Source organism: Polaromonas sp. 39-63-25 (assembly GCF_002278925.1).
Lineage (GTDB): Bacteria > Pseudomonadota > Gammaproteobacteria > Burkholderiales > Burkholderiaceae_C > Polaromonas.
In genome coordinates this window covers 29027-46032 of the sequence record NZ_NCJH01000025.1, presented here as the reverse complement: position 1 = coordinate 46032, position 17006 = coordinate 29027, and the positions used below count along the sequence as shown (strand labels likewise).

General features: G+C 60.9%; 17 protein-coding genes. 13 read left to right on the top strand and 4 right to left on the bottom strand.

Going from position 1 to position 17006, the window contains the following annotated elements; genetic code table 11:
• Both B7X65_RS21130 and B7X65_RS21125 read right to left on the bottom strand, forming a co-directional pair.
• The coding region (locus tag B7X65_RS21130; RefSeq protein ID WP_293596240.1) for a filamentous hemagglutinin N-terminal domain-containing protein at positions 1-1863 on the bottom strand (1863 nt) is incomplete at its 3' end.
• A 21-nt stretch (positions 1864-1884) separates the two neighbouring features.
• Positions 1885-3621 (bottom strand): ShlB/FhaC/HecB family hemolysin secretion/activation protein, encoded by a 1737-nt coding sequence (locus tag B7X65_RS21125; RefSeq protein ID WP_293596239.1) that lies wholly within the window; start codon positions 3619-3621, stop codon positions 1885-1887.
• A 345-nt stretch (positions 3622-3966) separates the two neighbouring features.
• Here B7X65_RS21125 and B7X65_RS21120 point away from each other — a divergent pair, with 345 nt between their 5' ends.
• Both B7X65_RS21120 and B7X65_RS21115 read left to right on the top strand, forming a co-directional pair.
• Positions 3967-4209: a DUF2061 domain-containing protein gene (locus tag B7X65_RS21120; RefSeq protein ID WP_293596238.1), complete on the top strand. Its 243-nt coding sequence runs from the start codon at positions 3967-3969 to the stop codon at positions 4207-4209.
• Between the two features lie 445 nt (positions 4210-4654).
• On the top strand, positions 4655-4978 hold the full coding sequence (locus B7X65_RS21115) for a hypothetical protein (RefSeq protein WP_293596237.1): 324 nt from the start codon (positions 4655-4657) through the stop codon (positions 4976-4978).
• 14 nt (positions 4979-4992) lie between these two features.
• Here B7X65_RS21115 and B7X65_RS21110 read toward each other — a convergent pair whose 3' ends face one another.
• Together B7X65_RS21110 and B7X65_RS21105 are read right to left on the bottom strand one after the other, a co-directional pair.
• On the bottom strand, positions 4993-5907 hold the full coding sequence (locus tag B7X65_RS21110) for an SMP-30/gluconolactonase/LRE family protein (protein WP_293596236.1): 915 nt from the start codon (positions 5905-5907) through the stop codon (positions 4993-4995).
• Positions 5904-6746, bottom strand: a complete 843-nt coding sequence (locus B7X65_RS21105; protein ID WP_293596242.1) for an IclR family transcriptional regulator — start codon at positions 6744-6746, stop codon at positions 5904-5906. The genes B7X65_RS21110 and B7X65_RS21105 overlap by 4 nt, the downstream gene beginning before the upstream one ends.
• 207 nt (positions 6747-6953) lie before the next feature.
• On the opposite strand from B7X65_RS21105, the gene B7X65_RS21100 reads away from it, so the two are divergent.
• The 11 genes from B7X65_RS21100 (at position 6954) to B7X65_RS21050 (ending at position 16990) form a co-directional block, all read left to right on the top strand.
• Positions 6954-7634, top strand: coding sequence for a hypothetical protein (locus B7X65_RS21100; RefSeq protein ID WP_293596235.1), 681 nt, complete (start codon positions 6954-6956; stop codon positions 7632-7634).
• Entirely contained in the window at positions 7631-8386 is a 756-nt protein-coding gene (locus tag B7X65_RS21095; RefSeq protein ID WP_293596234.1) for an EthD domain-containing protein, read from the top strand. Before B7X65_RS21100 ends, B7X65_RS21095 begins: the two co-directional genes overlap by 4 nt.
• A gap of 155 nt (positions 8387-8541) precedes the next feature.
• Positions 8542-9357 carry a TIM barrel protein gene (locus B7X65_RS21090; RefSeq protein WP_293596233.1) on the top strand — a complete coding sequence of 272 codons (816 nt, stop codon included), beginning with the start codon at positions 8542-8544 and terminating at the stop codon, positions 9355-9357.
• A complete protein-coding gene (locus B7X65_RS21085) occupies positions 9344-10942 on the top strand; it encodes a GMC family oxidoreductase N-terminal domain-containing protein (RefSeq protein ID WP_293596232.1) in 1599 nt (532 codons plus the stop codon). Before B7X65_RS21090 ends, B7X65_RS21085 begins: the two co-directional genes overlap by 14 nt.
• Positions 10943-10955: 13 nt before the next feature.
• Positions 10956-12677, top strand: a complete 1722-nt coding sequence (locus B7X65_RS21080) for an FAD-dependent oxidoreductase (RefSeq protein ID WP_293596231.1) — start codon at positions 10956-10958, stop codon at positions 12675-12677.
• Complete coding sequence (locus tag B7X65_RS21075) at positions 12674-13705, top strand: alcohol dehydrogenase catalytic domain-containing protein (RefSeq protein WP_293596230.1); 1032 nt, start codon at positions 12674-12676, stop codon at positions 13703-13705. Before B7X65_RS21080 ends, B7X65_RS21075 begins: the two co-directional genes overlap by 4 nt.
• 60 nt (positions 13706-13765) lie before the next feature.
• Positions 13766-14773, top strand: a complete 1008-nt coding sequence (locus B7X65_RS21070; protein ID WP_293596229.1) for a TRAP transporter substrate-binding protein — start codon at positions 13766-13768, stop codon at positions 14771-14773.
• Between the two features lie 84 nt (positions 14774-14857).
• On the top strand, positions 14858-15100 hold the full coding sequence (locus B7X65_RS21065) for a hypothetical protein (protein WP_293596228.1): 243 nt from the start codon (positions 14858-14860) through the stop codon (positions 15098-15100).
• On the top strand, positions 15093-15884 hold the full coding sequence (locus B7X65_RS21060; RefSeq protein WP_293596227.1) for a glucose 1-dehydrogenase: 792 nt from the start codon (positions 15093-15095) through the stop codon (positions 15882-15884). The genes B7X65_RS21065 and B7X65_RS21060 overlap by 8 nt, the downstream gene beginning before the upstream one ends.
• A 125-nt stretch (positions 15885-16009) precedes the next feature.
• Complete coding sequence (locus B7X65_RS21055) at positions 16010-16294, top strand: YciI family protein (protein ID WP_293596226.1); 285 nt, start codon at positions 16010-16012, stop codon at positions 16292-16294.
• A 156-nt stretch (positions 16295-16450) separates the two neighbouring features.
• Positions 16451-16990, top strand: a complete 540-nt coding sequence (locus B7X65_RS21050) for a TRAP transporter small permease (protein ID WP_293596225.1) — start codon at positions 16451-16453, stop codon at positions 16988-16990.
• Positions 16991-17006 lie beyond the last annotated feature (16 nt).

The window sequence follows — 17006 nt, the reverse complement described above, 5'->3', positions numbered from 1 at the left end:
CACCGCGCCACCTGCACGCCCGACATTTCCCGCACTCGCCGTCCCGCCCGTGGCCGTGATCGCGCCTGACAGATTGACCGCACCCGTGCCCGTGATGCTGACCGCGCCGCCGTTGCCGTTGGCGGCACCTGTCGTGGTGATGCTGCCTGCCGCCGTGCTGGTCACACTGGTGCCCGACAGGCTGATGCCGCCGGCCTGGGACGTCAGTGCGGCGCCCAGTGCCAACGTGCCGGCGCCGCTGTTGTCGGCATCGGCCTTGAGGTTGATGGCGCCCGCGCCGGTGACACTGAGCGCCGCGTTGACGTTGATGTTGTTGTTGGCTTCAAGACTGACACTGCGGCTTCCCGTGACGGCCAATGCATTGCTGAGCGTGATGTCGTTGCTTGCCTGAAGCGTGATGTTCCCTGCAACCGCGTTGAGGGTTGCCACGGATACGGTTTGCGTCGTGCCGGACTGTGCCGCAAAAGTGCTGACATCGGCATAGGTCGCCGGTCCCGCGTTGCTGACAACAATGTTCAGCGGATCCAGCAGCAAGGTGCCCGCCTCACCGCGGGCAGCCCCGAAGTTGGCGGAACCGTCGAACGCCAGCGTCTGTTTGCCGGACACTTCGGCAAAGCCGCCATGGCCGGAGTCGAACCCACCGGTTGCCTTGATCGCGCCATAAAAACCAGTGGCAGCATCCGACCAGACGACCACCTTTCCGCCATCACCTGAGCCTGTGGCACTCGCATCGATCACCGCATCGCGCGCAACCAGGGTCAGGGAGGCGTTTTGCTCGGCACCCTTGCCCTGGTAGTTACCGCCAATCAACACAGTGCCGCCGCCGGCCTGCCCCGATGTATCGATTCGTGCGCCTGCGGCCAGAACCACCTTGTCGCCCAGCACCTGGACCATGCCACCGGTTTGCCCGCCGTCCGCACCTGAGGCATTGAGCTCACCGTTCACAGCCACGACGCCGGTTTTTCCGCCGCTCAGCACAATCAGGCCGTTGCGCTCGGTAGCGGAGGTGGCGCGTATCACGCCGGTCTGGTTGATGACGGTGGCCATCACATCGCCCAGGGCACTGGCCAGCACGGCGACCTGCCCGCCCTGCGCCGTGATCACGCCGCTGTTGGCGGCGACGGCGTTGGCTGCTGCGGCATCGACCGAAAAGCTCACCAGGCCCGCACCTGAGGTGTCCACCGAAACACGCGCGCCCGCCACCAACCCCACCGAGCCGGCGGCGGCGTTGATGGACCCGGTGTTGCTTACGTTGGGAGCAGCCAGCAGCACGTAGCCGCCGTGCGCGGCCCGGATGTTTCCGCCGTTGGTCACGGCACCTGCATTGCCACTGCCGCTGAAGGTGTAGCGGCCGGCCATGAAGTCCTCGTTGCTCAGGGCCAGGGTGGACGCGACCAGGCCGCCCACATGGACTTGCGCACCGGGCGCAAACATGACACCGGCGGGGTTGATCAGAAACACCTGGCCATTGGCGCTGAGCGAGCCATAAATGGAGGACGGAGCCGCTCCCACCACCCGGTTCAGCGCGACCGAGGCCGCACCAGGCTGCACAAACTGCATGGACTGCCCCGTGCCTATATTGAAGCTTTGCCAGTTCAGGATGGCCTTGTCGCTGCCCTGGGTCACCACCATGGCGTTGACGTTGGGTGTGCTGATGTTTGCCTGGCCGGCCACGAGGCTGGCGCCCTCAGGCAAGGCCGTCGCCAGCGTTGAAAAGCCCGCCAGCATGGCTGCCAGCAGGCGCGACAACACACGGCCACTGCGCAGGCGATACGTGGCGGTGAGCTTGCGTGACAGGCGAACCACCACCGTGCGAACCGCCCAGGGGCGGTAGGCGCCGTGTTTTGCGGATGGATGGGTCATGGCTGTTCGCTTGGGCCGCAGTCAGAACCACTTCTGGGCGGACACCCAGGCGCGCGGCGAACGGTCCGGGTCACCCGTGGATGGCGTGGGCCGCGTGGTGCGCCAGGCCAGGTAGGTAGTGATCAGGAAATTGTTGATTCGCCCGGCCAGCGCGCCTATGCCCACGGAGCCCAGGGCGATCCGGTTGGTGACGCCGGGTACTGCAGAATCATCCTGATTGAACCGGACTGTTCCGTAGTCATAAAAGGCCGCCAGGCTCACCGGCTCACCGGCCAGCGTGGCGGGCGCAGGCAACTGATAGCGGTATTCGAGATTGAGCAACAGCCCGGTATCCCCGATGCCCTCGCCCACCGGGTAGCCCCTCACCCCGTTGGGGCCGCCCAGCGCCATTTTTTCGGCGGAAGCCAAGTTTCGGGAGGCCAGCTGGGTCTGAAAGCCCAGCAGCACACTGGACACGCTGCCGAACAGCTGGGTACGCTGGAATTCGAGATTGAGCTTGCCGAAGCCGCCTGCCGTCCGCAGGCCGCCGGGGCCCTGGTCGAAACCGAGGCTGATCACATCCAGCCGGGTGCGCCCCAGCGTCCCGGTCAGGGCGTAACTGTTGAAACCGCCGGCCCCGACCAGGAGATCGGAGAAATTGCCCAGCAAGCCGATACGCGCTGATGCGATGCGGCGCTCACTGTCGTTGGCCGGAGTGGCGATCTGGTCGCTGAATTTTTTGTGTTCCAGGCTGAGCAGACCATACAGGTTGTTGTCACGCGAACGGATCAGCGGCCGGGTCAGGGAAACGCCCAGGATGTCCGCTTTGCCGGTGGCCCCCAGCGCTGCAAATTGTTCGCCCAGGGCGTAGTCGGTCCGGGCGGCACTGACCGCGAGCCGGGTTCCGGCGGCATCGACAGGAACCGCGTACGCCAGGCGGTACAAATTGCTGCGTGTGGCGTTGCTGGTCTGGACGCGCGCGCTGAATACATCGCCGCGCCCCAGCAGGTTGCTGACATTGAGGTTGGCCGACACATGCAGGGGCCCGGCCGCGCGTGCGCCGAAGTTGTCCACGGCCACCCAGCCATCCACCTGCGAACCCTGCGCCCGAATCGTCACGGTCACGTCGGCCTGCCCGGGCCGCTGGCCCGGCTCGACCGTGGCGCTGGCTTCCACGCCGGCCAGGTCACGCAGAAGCAGCACGGGCTTGTCCAGCAGGTATTCGCTGATCAACGCCCCGGGTTGCAGATTGGCGCCCACCACGCGCCGGGCGTAGGACGCCGACCCGTTGTCGCCCTCGAACTCCACATGGACCCTGCCGATGCGCGCCTCGATCACGGCAATGGTGACCGTCCCGCCGACCGCCTGGAAGGCCTGCTCGGGCAGATAGGCTTCCGTCAGAAGGTAACCCTGCGCCCGGTAATACCGGCTGACGAGGGCTGCGGCTTCGGTCAGTCCTGCCAGGTCGGTGGACCGGTTGACGCGATCCGCCAGCAGGGCCGCCAGGGTTTCCTGGTCAAAGAGGCTGTTGCCCTCGAAGTGGAACCCGGCCGGCGTGATGGACACCGCGGCCTGAACCGGCGGGACCGGTTTTCCGGCAGGCAGGCTGATCGGCGGCGCGCCCGGCTTGGGCAGCAGGGGAATCTGGCGTTGCGGCTCCTGCAGGGTACCGGCGTCCGGCCGGCGGACTGTCTGGGCGAAAACAGACGAGCCACCCGGCGCCAAAAGCACCAGGCAGGAAACCAGCAAAAATGAAGGCCGCAGGTAGTGACGCTTCAAGGAAAATTTGATTGTTAAAAATATTTACGTAAAGCAACAAATTGTATTAAGCACTTATTGAGCCTTTCGTCAACAGTCGCGGGGGGCTGTTGATGGAAACGACTTACAGATGTCGCAACCACCAAACAAAACTGGGAGGTTTTCACAAATCCAGGCGCGGAAAACAACGTAGCCGGAAAACGAAAGGCCAGGCTGGCGATAACTTCTATCCATGCGGTAGCCAACCTCAATTGGCCAGCTAAATAGTCAATCCACACAATAAACAGAGCCTCAATATGTTTCAACTATCGATCAATCCGAACTGAAAACTGACACTTCCTCCACCGGAGCCCAAGGAGTCTGAACATGGCCAAGCTTGTACGTGCCAATTTGCCCACGCTGAAAAAAACAGTCAGCTACTACGTGGTTCACGTCACGGTGGCAGCAGGCGTGGCGTATGCCGTGACCGGCAATCCGCTGCTGTCCCTCACGCTGAGCCTGCTCGAGCCCGCGATTCAGGCCATTGCCTTTTTCTTCCACGAAAAGGCCTGGCAACACTGGGGCGGCCGGGCCGCCGCAACACCGGCTGCGATGGGCACCGGCGCCTGAACCGGCGCCGCCTGCTCTATCGGCGCGGGTCTGGCCTGCATGGAACCGCGTGACCAGAGCCGCTGCGGGGACCATGGTGGTTATTACCGCAAAAGCAGCTTACTCCGGCGATTTTCCAACATACAGCGGATAACGGCCAGCAACTTCAGTGTAGGGGTCCAAGGTAATTGTCTCAAAGGTTCTATTTAAATCAAGGTTCTAGACAATAACTGCGAGCTCCATTTATCGGCGCACGCCACATTTCATGTCATTTCCCTACCCACGCACCAGATTTAATGGCCGTCTGTTGTGGCGACCGAGTATCGCTCTCTTCAATCGAGAGTTAGCGAGCCCAAATGGGGCCAGCTGGATTCGATTTTTTAGCTATTGCGCAGGCTGCGCTTGATACGCTTTAATCTGCAGCAAAGAGGACACTGTGAGCTTAAGGAAAAACAAACGTCGCGCCATGAAGCTTTTCCATGGTCGTTTTCATCCCAGTTTCATTTGGCAGTCCGCCGAGGATCGCGAATGGTTGGATGCGATCCCTATTGGCCAAGAGTTGGGAAGTAAGGACTATGCGCGACTGACCATACTGGACATGTACTCCTGGGGGAACATCACAGAGCGAGAAGCAATACGCCAACTTGATATTGACCGTGCCGCACTTGTGGCGATGATGAATCTGGAAGGATATCCCCTCACGCCAGAGCTTATTGCTGCTGCTGCCGAACTGGGGCCGATCAGCAATGCATCCAGCTTATTTGGCAGACCGCCGCTTGGCAAGACATGAAGCGCAGGAGCGTGCTAGGCGGGTGATGCAGCTCCGAAACGATGCTCCGGGACACCCGGCACGTCGACTTCTATGGCCAGCACTGAACCGGCGAGCGGCTCACGGCGCAGTTGGCTGCGGTCCAGAAACTTCAGGGCGGTGGTGATATACAGCGTCTTCAGATCCGGACCGCCCAGGCAGACACAGGTTGGATTCGTGACCGGTAATTCGATTACGCGGTCCACGTTGCCCGCGGGGGTATAGCGGACAACGCGGCCGGAACCGAAGATGGCGTTCCACATGAAGCCCTGCGCGTCGACACAGGCACCGTCGGGCCGAAACCGTGTCGCCGAATGGTCGACAAACACTTGCCGATCTGAAAGCGTACCCGTTGAAATATCCATTGCGAACTGCCAAGTCACGAATCGCCGAGTGTCTGAGAAATAGAGCACGTCTTGGGCGGGCGAAAACGCCACCGTGTTCGAAACAATCACATCGCCAAACAGGTGATGCACTGCCCCGGAGGGATCGACGCGGTAGAAGGCGCCGTTGGGGCGCGAAAGTTGGTTATCCATGGTGCCGACCCAGAACCTCCCCCGGGCGTCGCAACGGCCGTCGTTCAAGCGATTGTCCCGCTCGGGGGACTCCACCTGGCAGAGCAATTGCCGCTCGCCAGTGCCAAGGTCGAACACGAAGAGTCCGAGGTCCAGACCGATCAGAACACGGCCTGGCACGCTCGCAAGCGCGAGCGAGCCCGCATACCGGGCATCGAACGTAAATACATCGTGCCGCCCCGTCGCTGGGCGGAAGCGTTGAAGCCGTCCACCATCGATGTCGAGCCAAAGCAGCGACTGTGTCTCACTGCACCACAGCGGTGTCTCTCCGAGCACGTCCTGACCTGGAACGACGCAGCGAAATGCCGTCTCAAATGCGGGAAACGGCCGGCTCATCGCAAGCTCCTGACCCTGCTGCGGGCCGGCGCCTCGACTACATTGCCCCAGGTACCCACGTTGGCGGATCTCAGCAGAGGGGACGCGCTACCAGACAGCGCAAGCTCCTCGGCGGCATGGAGCAACATGGGACCGAATTGGACCATACGCTTGACGGTCAAACGGGACGACGGGCCAGCAATCACGATCACGCCCGTCGTCGATTCGTCGCCCTTGCGCACCGGAACCGCCATGGAGTTCATGCCCGGAGCATAGGTGTCCTGGATGATGCTAAAGCCGCGCTTGCGGTGATCGTTCAACATCTTCAGGAGTGCCTTGAAACTGGTGGGCGCGTTAGGACCGTAGTGCTTCGGATCTCCGATGCCCTGGTGAGTGACGTACTCGATGGCGAGATCTTCGGACAGAGTCATCAGCCAGGCCTGGCCAGCGGCGCTGCACGACAGGCGCAAGTCGAGGCCCATGTCGGGGTCGTACAGCAAGCCGGATTTCGCGCCCTGTGCCTTCGCCACCAGCGTCAGTCGTTCGCCGTCCACGATCGCCAGGCGAACGAGTTCTTCGGTCGCCTGTGCGAGGCGGTTGATGACGGGTTGCGCAATGTCCACCACACCGGACTTACTCAGGAAGCTCAGCCCCATGGAGGCCATCTTCGTGGTGAGCGCGTAGTCTCCTCGCTGCGGCAACTGTCGCACGTAGCCGTATTTGATCAACTCGTGCAGGGTCCGGTGGCAGCCGCTGCGCAGTTGGTTCAGCTCCGTCGAAATCTGCACGAGCGCCGCACCGTCCGGATAGTCGGTCAGGTATTCCAGGATGGCCAAGGATTTTTCTAACGCGCCGCTCATTTGTATCTCCAAATCATCAGGGTGAACGTTCAAAAGTTGAATGATATCGTTAAGTTGAATGTCGTTCAAGTTTTGTGTATTATTCGCAGCAATTATTCCAACGCATTGAACTGGCTGGAGGCCACAACGAAATGAAAACGAAGAAAAACGCAAGATTTGTCGCGATGGCTATTACGCACGGGTCAACCGGACTCTGAGGGAGATCAAATGTCTTTGCTCGGAAAAGCAGCGCTCGCGATGTGGTGGGACATGGCGCCCCAAGTGAACAGCGAGTTTCAGGACTGGCACTCGCACGAACATTTTCGTGAGCGCCTGGGTATCCCTGGTTTCAGACGTGCGACGCGCTGGAGCAGCGCCGACGGCGGCGAGGGTGTATTTCAGATGTATGAACTTGAGGCATTCGAGGCGCTCTCGTCCCCTCAGTATCTCGCACGCCTGAACTCGCCTACGCCGTGGTCTACCAAGATGATGCCGCACCACCGCAACATGGTGCGCAGCCAGTGCCGAGTACTCGAATCAGCCGGTGGCAACGTCGCCCGACATGCCCTGGCGATCAGGCTCTCTCCCGCGCCGGGGGCTGATGAAAAATTGCGGGCATCACTGAAAACCCTCATTGCTCGCTTCATGGATCAACCTGGATGCGTTGGCGGCCACCTGTTGCGACATGAGGCGCCACAGATTCCACAGACAACCGAGCAAAAGATTCGCGGTGGCGATCAGGTGGCTGACTGGGTGTTCCTGGTGATCGGTTACGACTTGCAGGTGCTTGGGACGCTCGCTGACGCCGAGCTCTGCGCGGGGTCGCTAGCGCAACTCGGCGCACAGCCCGATGCATTCAGTGGCCTCTACACCGTCTCCTTCTCGGCAACCCCCGAGGAGGTCGCGTGATCGGTGGCACCACTTCCGGCATGGATGGATTGGCCAGGCCGTTGGCCAAGTTTTCATTGCTCAAGCGGCGCGCTGGCACAACCCGGGCGGCGTTTGTCGGTCACTGGCGCACTGTGCATGTAGACGTGCTGGTCAATAAAGCGCGACACAAGGCATACAACAAGCGCTACGTGCAGAACGAATTCCTGGATCTCGCGGGACTTGATGACCAGCGCTTCGACGGCGCGGCGCAGATGATTCCCCAGTCTGCACAACTCGTTCGACAGGGATTCCAGAACGACCCGCTTTATGCGAAGTACGTGCGTCCTGACGAGCACTTGTTCCTTGATGTCGCCGGTTGCGTCGTCCTGTACTGCGAGACCTCAGGAGTCGGGAACGTCGGACAGTGCGAATCGCCATTGAAGGCGATGGCACTCGTCGGTCGCGCCCCTGGCACGGATCCCGTTGAATTCAATGTGGCGTGGAATCGCCGGACCAAGGCGCTCCTCGATGGTGCCAGTCAAAGTGGAATGCGAGCCTTTCGACAGCACTGGGTTATGCAAGGCGCGGCGACGCGCATGCTCGACGGTGAAGTGTTGCAAGATGCTCCCGCAGTCGTCGACGAGCTGTTCTTCGACGATGTCGATGCCATGTCGGCGCTGTGCGCCAGCGAGGCTTTCATCAAGGGCTTCGACCAATGCCATGCCCTGGCGCCAGGCCACGGTAGCCACCTGTTCGCCGCGCGCGAGCACCTTGTCTACGAGGGCGCATGAAAGTTCTCGTCACCAGATTAGTCGACACATATATGCCGCCGATGCGATTGGCTGCCGACAGCGCATCGACGCAGATGCATGGACTGTTCCCAGCCCTTGAAGCCAGATCGCTGCGCATGGCCATAGTCCAGGCGATCGTGCGAATCGGATAAGCCATGTCACATCGACTCTGCCTCGCTCATCTCACGCTCATCGAGTTAACACCGCCGGAACTGGTAGACGCCGCCGCGGACGCAGGCTTCACGATGGTCAGCATGCGGCTTGCACCTGCCTCCACCGGGGAAAAACAACATCCCATGATCGGCGGAACACCCATGATGCGGGAGACTCTGGCACGCATGCTTGATCGAGGCGTCGTCGTGCACGACGTGGAACTCGTGCGCCTCACGGCCATCACCCACGCAGCTACTTTCGAGCCGCTGATCGCAGCAGCAGCGGAGCTTGGCGCACGCCACATACTAGTTGCGGGCGACGATTCAAACGAGATGGCGATGGCTGAACGTTTCCGCGATCTGAGCGATCTGGGAAACCGATATGGCCTGCGCATGGCACTCGAGTTCATGCCCTGGCGCGGAATCAACACGCTGCAATCCGCCCAGCGCGTGGTCGAGATGGCGGGATCCGGCGGAGTCATTGTTGATGCGATCCATTTGGATCGCTCCGGCGGCAGCGCCGCCGACTTGGCCGCCATCCCGCCTGCCCATTGGGCGTACTTCCAGATATGCGATGCCCCCGCGCAGCGCCCCTCCACCGAGACAGAACTGTTGTTTCAGGCCCGCCAGGCAAGGCTTCCACCCGGACGGGGTGGGTTGGACCTGGTAGGGATGCTGCGTGCAATTCCCGCCGACTCGGTGGTCTCCATTGAGACGCCGCTCCACGGCCTACCGGGCTTGCTGCCCCCTGTGGCGCGTGCGCGCATGCTCCGGAAGGCCACGCTCGAAATTATGGAACAAGCTGATGTCAGATCATAAACAGCAATGGGACCGCGAGGTAGATTTCCTCGTGCTAGGGGCCGGCAGCGCGGGATGTGTGCTCGCCAACAGGCTGAGCGCAGATGGCAGACACCAGGTCCTGCTGGTCGAAGCCGGGCCGCCGGATCGCAACCCATTCATTCATGTGCCTGCCGGTTTTCTGCGACTGATCAACAACCCCGCTGTGAGCTGGCGTTATCGTTCAGAGGCGGATTCGTTCAATGGCGGACGCGTGATTGACTACCCGCAGGGAAAAATGCTGGGCGGCACCGGCAGCATGAACGGCATGCTCTATGTGCGCACGGCGCCAACCGAGCATGAGCACTGGGTCGCGCAGGGCTGCAGCGGCTGGTCCTTCGAGGAAGCGATTCGCTACTACGAGCAGATCGAGAACGTTGATGGCTCTGCGCCGAACCATCCCCTCCCGGTGTCCAGTTTTCTTGAGAAGCATCCGCTAAGCACAGCCTTCCTTGAAGCGTGTGCACAGGCTGGGCTCGCCGTGCACCCGCACCTCAATGGTCCGCAACGGGAAGGCGCTGCAGCTTTTCATCAGAACCGGATGGGAAGGTTCCGTAGCGGACCGGCGCAGACCTACCTGCGCAATGCACGCAGTCGCCGCAATCTTGATGTATTGACCACCTCGCTGGCCCAGCGGGTCATCTTCGAAGGAACTCGCGCCGTTGGTGCGGAGCTCCTCGGGCCGTCGGGCCGCGTGCGTGTCATGGCCCGCCGGGAAGTGATCGTTTCCTGCGGCGCCATCCGCTCACCGCACCTGCTGCAACTGTCGGGTATCGGGCCTGCGGCACTGTTGCAGTCGCTCAATATTCCGGTGGTGGCCGATCGTCCTGCCGTCGGCAAGAACCTACGCGACCATTATTCTGTGCGCCTAACGCAACGGGTTCGCGGCATCGGGACCCTGAACGAACGCACCCGCGGTCTGGCACTAGGGGCGGAACTGCTGTCTTACGCCTTCTCCGGCGCCGGTCTGCTCACGCTTGGCGCCAGCACTTGTGCTGCGTTCGCGCGAAGCAGCGACCAGCGCACTTTCCCGGACCTGCAACTTAGTTTCGCGCCGGCGAGCTTCGAACCAGGCACCTACCAGCTTGAGCGCGAGGGTGGCATGACCATCAATGTGTACCAGTCCTATCCCGAAAGTGTGGGCACGGTACAGGCACGTTCGTCCGACGCAGCGGAGGCGCCGGCCATCGCACCGAATTACTTGAGTACGCCGGCCGATCGCGAGGCATTGATCGCCGGGCTGAAGCTCGCTCGCCACATTTTTTCAATGCCAGCACTGAAAAAATGGGGTGTACAGGAGACCTTGCCAGGCGTTGAGGCGCAGAACGACGAACAGTGGCTGGCATATGCGCGAGCGAAAGGGGTGTCCGGCTATCACTTGGTAGGCACCTGCCGCATGGGAGGCACTGATGCCGTGGTCGACCCTCAATTGAGGGTGCGGGGAGTGCAGAGCCTTCGCGTGATCGATGCGTCTATCCTGCCGACGTGCACATCGGGCAACTCCAATGCACCGACGCTGATGGTGGCGGAAAAGGGCGCCGCGATGCTCCTGGCCGATGCGAAATAGGAGGGGCATTGAGTTGAAAACGGAAACCATATCTGGCACCGACACCGAATTCGACCTCATCGTCGTGGGTGCCGGTTGCGCCGGCATGTCCGCCGCGCTGTTCGCAGCGATCGAGGGGCTGAAAGTGCTGGTGGTTGAACGCACGCAGTGGGTTGGGGGAACCAGTGCCCTGGCTGCCGGGGCCATGTGGATACCCAACACGCACCTGGGCGCCGGCTCGGGCGATAGCCCAGCCAAGGCCGCGCGTTACCTCGAACTCGCTACCGAGGGCCGGACGCCCGCTGCCTTGCGTCAACGTTTCCTGGGTCTTGGGCCACAGGCCGTCAAGTGCCTTGAGGAGCACGGTGACTTGCCTATGCGCGCCTTTCCTCACCACCCAGACTACATGTCCGAACTCCCCGACTCCACCACCTGGGGTCGAGTGCTCGAATGCCTGCCCTTCGATGGACGGCAACTCGGAAGTGCGCTGGGATTGGTGCGACCTCCGATTCCAGAGTTCACGGTGCTGGGCGGGATGATGGTTGATCGAATCGATATCAATCATCTCCTGAACATGACGCGTTCGCGCGCCTCGTTCGCGCACTCGGTGAGGCTGCTGCTGCGCTACGCCGGCGACCGCATGCGCTATCCGCGCGGCGCACGCTTGGTGCTGGGTAACGCGTTGGTCGGCAGGCTGCTTCTGTCGCTGCGCACTCGCGGTGTGCCTATCTGGACACAAACCCAAACTGAAAACCTGGTTGTGCGCAACGGCCGAATTACCGGGCTAACGGTATCACGGGACGGCCAGTCCATTGCGCTCACCGCTCGAAAGGGCGTGGTGCTGGCTGGTGGTGGGTTCAATGACCATCCGGTCTACCGCGCGCAACTCATTCCGCCTGAAGTGACGCATTCCCCGCGGGCTGACAGTTCACCCGGTGATTTGCTGGGACAGGTGCTTGCCCTGGGCGCGCGGCTGAGCGAACCGAAGAACAGCGCAGCCTTCTGGGCTCCGGTATCTGTGCGTCGACGATCCGATCACAGTATCGCGGTTTTCCCCCATTTCGTGCTCGATCGAGCGAAGCCGGGCACGGTGGTCGTGAACGCAGGCGGCCATCGGTTTCTCAACGAAAGCATTTCCTACCATCAGTTCGGTGAGCGCATGCTCAAGTCAGGACCCTATGGCAGACGCAATGCGGTCGCCTACCTGATCGCAGACCGTCGGGCGCTCGTGAAGTACGGCCTGGGCATGGTACGCCCGGGCGGTCGCGGTCTTGCGCCATTTCTTCGGGACGGCTATCTGGTGGAAGCCCCGACCATAGAGGCTTTGGCGCAGCGACTTGGCATGGAGCCCTCTGTGCTGAAGGACACCGTTGCCCGCATGAACGGCTTTGCACGGGATGGGGTGGACAGCGAGTTCCAACGCGGCACCACTGTCTACCAGCGACACCTTGGTGATGCTGCTGTGCAGCCCAACCCGACGCTTGGCCCCATCGAACAGGCGCCTTTTTATGCCCTGCGACTGCAACCTGGCGACATCGCTGCGAGCGTCGGCCTGGTTACTGACGCAGATGCGCGGGTCTTGCGTGGCGACGAAGTTATCGAGGGGCTGTACGCCGCGGGCAACGACATGCAGTCGGTGATGGGAGACGCCTACCCCGGTCCGGGTATCAACCTTGGGCCGGCCATAGTTTTCGCGTATGCCGCGGTGCAGGCCGCAATTGGCAATTCTTTTTCCACAGAGGCAGAAACACCATGAAGGCAATCGCAAAGCTCAAACCTGAACGGGGTGCTATGGCGCTCATCGACGTGGCCCCCCCCGTGCGCCGGCCGGGCGAAGTATTGATCCGCATAACCGCCGGTGGCATCTGCGGCACGGACGTCGCTATCTGGAAGTGGCACGAAGCTGTCGTCGGACAGTACGCGCCGAGCTTTCCGCTGATCGTCGGGCACGAGTTCGCCGGTACCGTCGTCGAGTCGGACAGTCCGCGTGTCAAGCCGGGGACGGTGGTAGCCGTGAACCCGCAAATTGCTTGCGGCCATTGCCGCTACTGCGGTATGGGCCGGCCCACGCTCTGCGACGACCGACGCCTCATGGGCGGACGGATCAACGGTGGCTGGACTGAATATGTCAGCGTTCCAGAGTGGAACGTGCATCCATTGCCCGACGGAATTGACAGTGCGGTTGCACCACTTCTGGAACCGCTTTCGGTCGCCACTCACGCTGTACTGGAGCGCGTGCCGGTTCGATCCGGTGATGTGGTTGCCGTCATAGGCTCCGGGCCCATTGGAATCCTGTGCGCGACGCTCGCGCTCGCCGCAGGTGCGCGCGAGGTAATGGTCACAGGCGTTGCTGCTGATGTGAGCCGGTTGCGCATGGTTCACGAGATCGGCGCTGTTCCTGTAAACATCGACGCGCAGGATCCAATCGCTGTCTTGCGCACGCTCCAAGCTGATGGTGCAGACATCGTCTACGAGACCAGTGGTGTGGCAAGTACGCTGGAGCAAGCCGTCACGATGACCCGGCGCGGGGGCAGTGTCGGACTCATAGGCCTCTGTCACGGACCCAGCACCTTCAAGAGTACGCCAGTCGTGCTCAAAGAGCTCGCTCTGATCGGCTCGAGAGGCTACAACGAAACCACCTGGTCCTTGATGATGAACGTCTTGCCCATGGTGGCGAGCGACGTTCTCAAACTCGTCACCCATCAGATCGAGTTCCGTGACTTCGAGCGCGCATTAGAAATGGTCGAGCGCCGCGAGGGCAGCAAAATCATCCTGCGTCCCTGATCCACTCATTCACTTTGACCACCCCGTGAGAGACGTTTTTAACCACCTAGGAGACAAACCATGAAAATTCGCAACTTAGTTTTTTTGGCGGCTGTGGCCGTGACCTGCGGCGGCGCCTCGGCGCAGATCCAGGAGCGCACGATCCGCTTTGGCCATGTGGTGCAACCGGGACACCCGATCTCTCTCGGTATTCAGAAATTCGCCGAAATCGTGGCAGCCAAGAGTGGCGGGAAAATAAAAGTCCAGGAGCTCGGCGGCGGCACCGTCGGTGGCGAGGCCCAGCAGCTGAGCGCCGTGCAGGGCGGCGTGCAGGACATTACGCTGCCCTCGGCTACCGTGATGGGGGCAGTCATCAAGGAATTCACCCTGCTGGACATCCCTTTCTCCTTCACCAAGGCAGAACAGGTGGATGCGTTGGTGGCCGGCCCCTTCGGCCAGACGCTTATGTCCAAGCTGGGGGACAAGGGCATGGTTGGACTTGGCTTCTGGGAGACGGGCTTCCGAAATTTCACCAACAACCGCAAGCCAATCGTCAACGTGGAAGACCTGAAGGGGCTGAAGCTGCGCGTGATCCCGAATCCCCTGTTCCTCGAAAGCTTCACCGCTCTCGGGGCTAATCCGGTCCCGATGGCGTTCCCGGAGCTCTACGGTGCGTTGGAGTCGAAGGCCATGGATGCACAGGAGAATCCTTTCTCTGTGGTGTTGACCAGCAAGTTCAACGAGGTGCAAAAGTACCTCAGCGTGACCAACCACGTCTATACGGCCAACCCGGTGGTCATCAGCAAGAAGACCTGGGACAAACTGTCCTCGGCGGAGAAGAAGATCATCGAGGAAGCTGCGGCCGAGGCCGGCGCCTACCAGCGCAGTTTGAGTCGCGCGGCTTCGGCCACAGCTCGCAAGGAGTTGGAGGCGAAGGGTATGCAAATCAACGACGTCCCACCGGCCACGCTCGCCAAGATGCGTGAACTGACCCAGCCAGTCGCCAATAAGTTCGCCGCGTCATACGATCCTGCTGTTGTGAAGACATATCGTACAGAGATCGAGAAGGTCCGAGCCGCGATCCACTGATCGTCTTCTGTCCAACTATTTAGCGGACGTGGCGTCGCGACCAAGGCCGCGCCTGGACAGCCCACACTGCTGAAGCTGGACATCATGGTGTTAAAGATGATCGCAGGCGCCGCAATGGACATGACTCCGACCATCCTGACCCTGACCCCGTGCCGTGCTGAACACGGCGGCCGGTGTCGGCCGGTCAGCATGGATGTGGCCGCCAAAGACGCGTCGCCCTTCATGGTGTCACAGGTCGGCTGGCGTTCTTCCCGCCGCTGGCCACTGTGCCAGCGAGATGGCGGCACGGTTGACACAAGCACCGAAAGAAGGAAACAAGATGAATGAATACACTCTGAATGAACTGAAGGTTCCCGACCTGCGCGGCAAAGTTGCGCTTGTCACGGGTGCGAGCCTGGGCATTGGTGCCGCTGTCGCCCGCGCATTCGGCGCGCAGGGAATGAAGGTCGCTGTGCACTACAACCGGTCGGAAGGCCCCGCAGCCGAAGTGGGTGCGGCGATCCGTGCGTCCGGCGGCGAAGCCATGCTCGTCTCGGCAGATGTCCGCGACGGAGCTGCCATTCGCCGGAGCGTGGCGCAGGTCTTGCAGAAATTTGGCCGAATCGACGTGCTGGTCAACAACGCAGGTAGCCTCGTCAAGCGCGTACAGCTTGCCGAGCAGTCGGACGAGTTCTTCGATGAAGTAATGCACGTCAATGCGCGGTCCGTGGTGGCGTTCGCCCGCGAGGTGGTGACTTCGATGCGCCAGCATGGCGGCGGTACTATCATCAACGTCACATCTGCGGCGGCGCGTAATGGAGGCGGTCCAGGTTCGTTGCTATACGCGGGCTCCAAGGGTTTCATCAGCACAGTCACGCGCGCGCTCGCGCGCGAGCTCGTGGCGGACCACATCCGCGTCAATGCCGTCGCGCCCGGCGTGATCCTTACGCCGCTACAAGACCAGTTTTCCACGCCGGCGATGCTAGAAGCATTCAAAGCCTCCATTCCCATGGGTCGGCTGGGAACGCCGGAGGAATGTGTTGGTGCGTTCCTTTACCTTGCTTCCGATCTTATGTCTGGCTACGTCACGGGGCAGACTCTGGAGGTTAACGGTGGGCAACTAATGCCCTGATGTGTGCCATGCATGACCCATGGGGCTTCACGGGCATGGCTGGTTTTGGAAGATCGGGTTGCCTGCTCGATCTGGAATGGAAGGCTGAACGTTTGTCGGCCGCACGCTAAACAAGAGATCAATTTATGCATTTTGTAATTTACTGTCTTGATGTGCCCAATAGCGAAAGCATTCGGGCACAGCATTTCGAAGAGCACAAAGCGAATTTATCTTCTGCTCCCTTCAAGATTCTTGTATCCGGCCCACTGCTGGAAGACGACAACCAGACCATCAACGGGAGCTGCCTGTTGATCGATGCGATGAATAAAGAGCAGGTTTTGGCGTTCTTTAAGAACGATCCATTTACAAAAGCCGGTGTGTGGAGGCAAGTGGAAATTAGACACTTTTCGAAGCTACGAGACAATCGTTGAATGAAAACGGGGAGATAGACTGTCCACGAAACGATTGACAAATCTTGGCTCAAATTTGATGTTCGTTCAAATGCCTCAAAGAACTTCGCAGGCGTTGATCGTAGCAATCGTTCTAGTCACGCCGGCAAACAGTAGTGCCTGGTATCAGGAGAATCTATGGAAAAGTTGATTGACCGTTACTGCCAGTTCATCGGCTACCTTATCGCCGCCTTGCTGGCCGTGATGGTGGTGCTGGTGTTTGGCAACGTGTTCATGCGCTACGCCTTCAACTCGGGCTTCATGGTCTCGGAAGAGTTGTCACGCTGGCTGTTTGTCTGGCTGACCTTCCTGGGCGCGGTCGTGGCCTTGCGGGGAAACGGCCACCTCGGCACCGACATGCTGGTGGGCAGGCTGGGTCCCCAGGGCAAGAAAATCTGCATGGGGCTGTCGCTGGTGCTGATGTTGTTTGTCTGCTGGCTGTTATTCAAGGGTGCGTACGACCAGTCGGTCATCAACTGGGAAACGACCAGTGCCGTGATGGAGGTCTCCATGGCCTGGTTCTACACCTCGGGCATGGTGTTCTCCGTACTCGCCGCACCGATTCTTCTGGGTGACCTGTGGCGTCTATTGACCGGTCAGATTGACGACGCGCACTTGGTGTTGATTCAGGAATCTGAAGAAGCCTCTCACGCTGGCACCGCCGAAGCCCATAAATAGACGAGAACAGGCCCCC

Coding starts and splice junctions, on each gene's coding strand:
- B7X65_RS21120 (WP_293596238.1), top strand. CDS start 3,967: ATGGCCAAGCTTGTACGTGCCAATTTGCCCACGCTGAAAAAAACAGTC.
- B7X65_RS21115 (WP_293596237.1), top strand. CDS start 4,655: ATGAAGCTTTTCCATGGTCGTTTTCATCCCAGTTTCATTTGGCAGTCC.
- B7X65_RS21110 (WP_293596236.1), bottom strand. CDS start 5,907: ATGAGCCGGCCGTTTCCCGCATTTGAGACGGCATTTCGCTGCGTCGTT.
- B7X65_RS21105 (WP_293596242.1), bottom strand. CDS start 6,746: ATGAGCGGCGCGTTAGAAAAATCCTTGGCCATCCTGGAATACCTGACC.
- B7X65_RS21100 (WP_293596235.1), top strand. CDS start 6,954: ATGTCTTTGCTCGGAAAAGCAGCGCTCGCGATGTGGTGGGACATGGCG.
- B7X65_RS21090 (WP_293596233.1), top strand. CDS start 8,542: ATGTCACATCGACTCTGCCTCGCTCATCTCACGCTCATCGAGTTAACA.
- B7X65_RS21085 (WP_293596232.1), top strand. CDS start 9,344: ATGTCAGATCATAAACAGCAATGGGACCGCGAGGTAGATTTCCTCGTG.
- B7X65_RS21075 (WP_293596230.1), top strand. CDS start 12,674: ATGAAGGCAATCGCAAAGCTCAAACCTGAACGGGGTGCTATGGCGCTC.
- B7X65_RS21070 (WP_293596229.1), top strand. CDS start 13,766: ATGAAAATTCGCAACTTAGTTTTTTTGGCGGCTGTGGCCGTGACCTGC.
- B7X65_RS21065 (WP_293596228.1), top strand. CDS start 14,858: ATGGTGTTAAAGATGATCGCAGGCGCCGCAATGGACATGACTCCGACC.
- B7X65_RS21060 (WP_293596227.1), top strand. CDS start 15,093: ATGAATGAATACACTCTGAATGAACTGAAGGTTCCCGACCTGCGCGGC.
- B7X65_RS21055 (WP_293596226.1), top strand. CDS start 16,010: ATGCATTTTGTAATTTACTGTCTTGATGTGCCCAATAGCGAAAGCATT.
- B7X65_RS21050 (WP_293596225.1), top strand. CDS start 16,451: ATGGAAAAGTTGATTGACCGTTACTGCCAGTTCATCGGCTACCTTATC.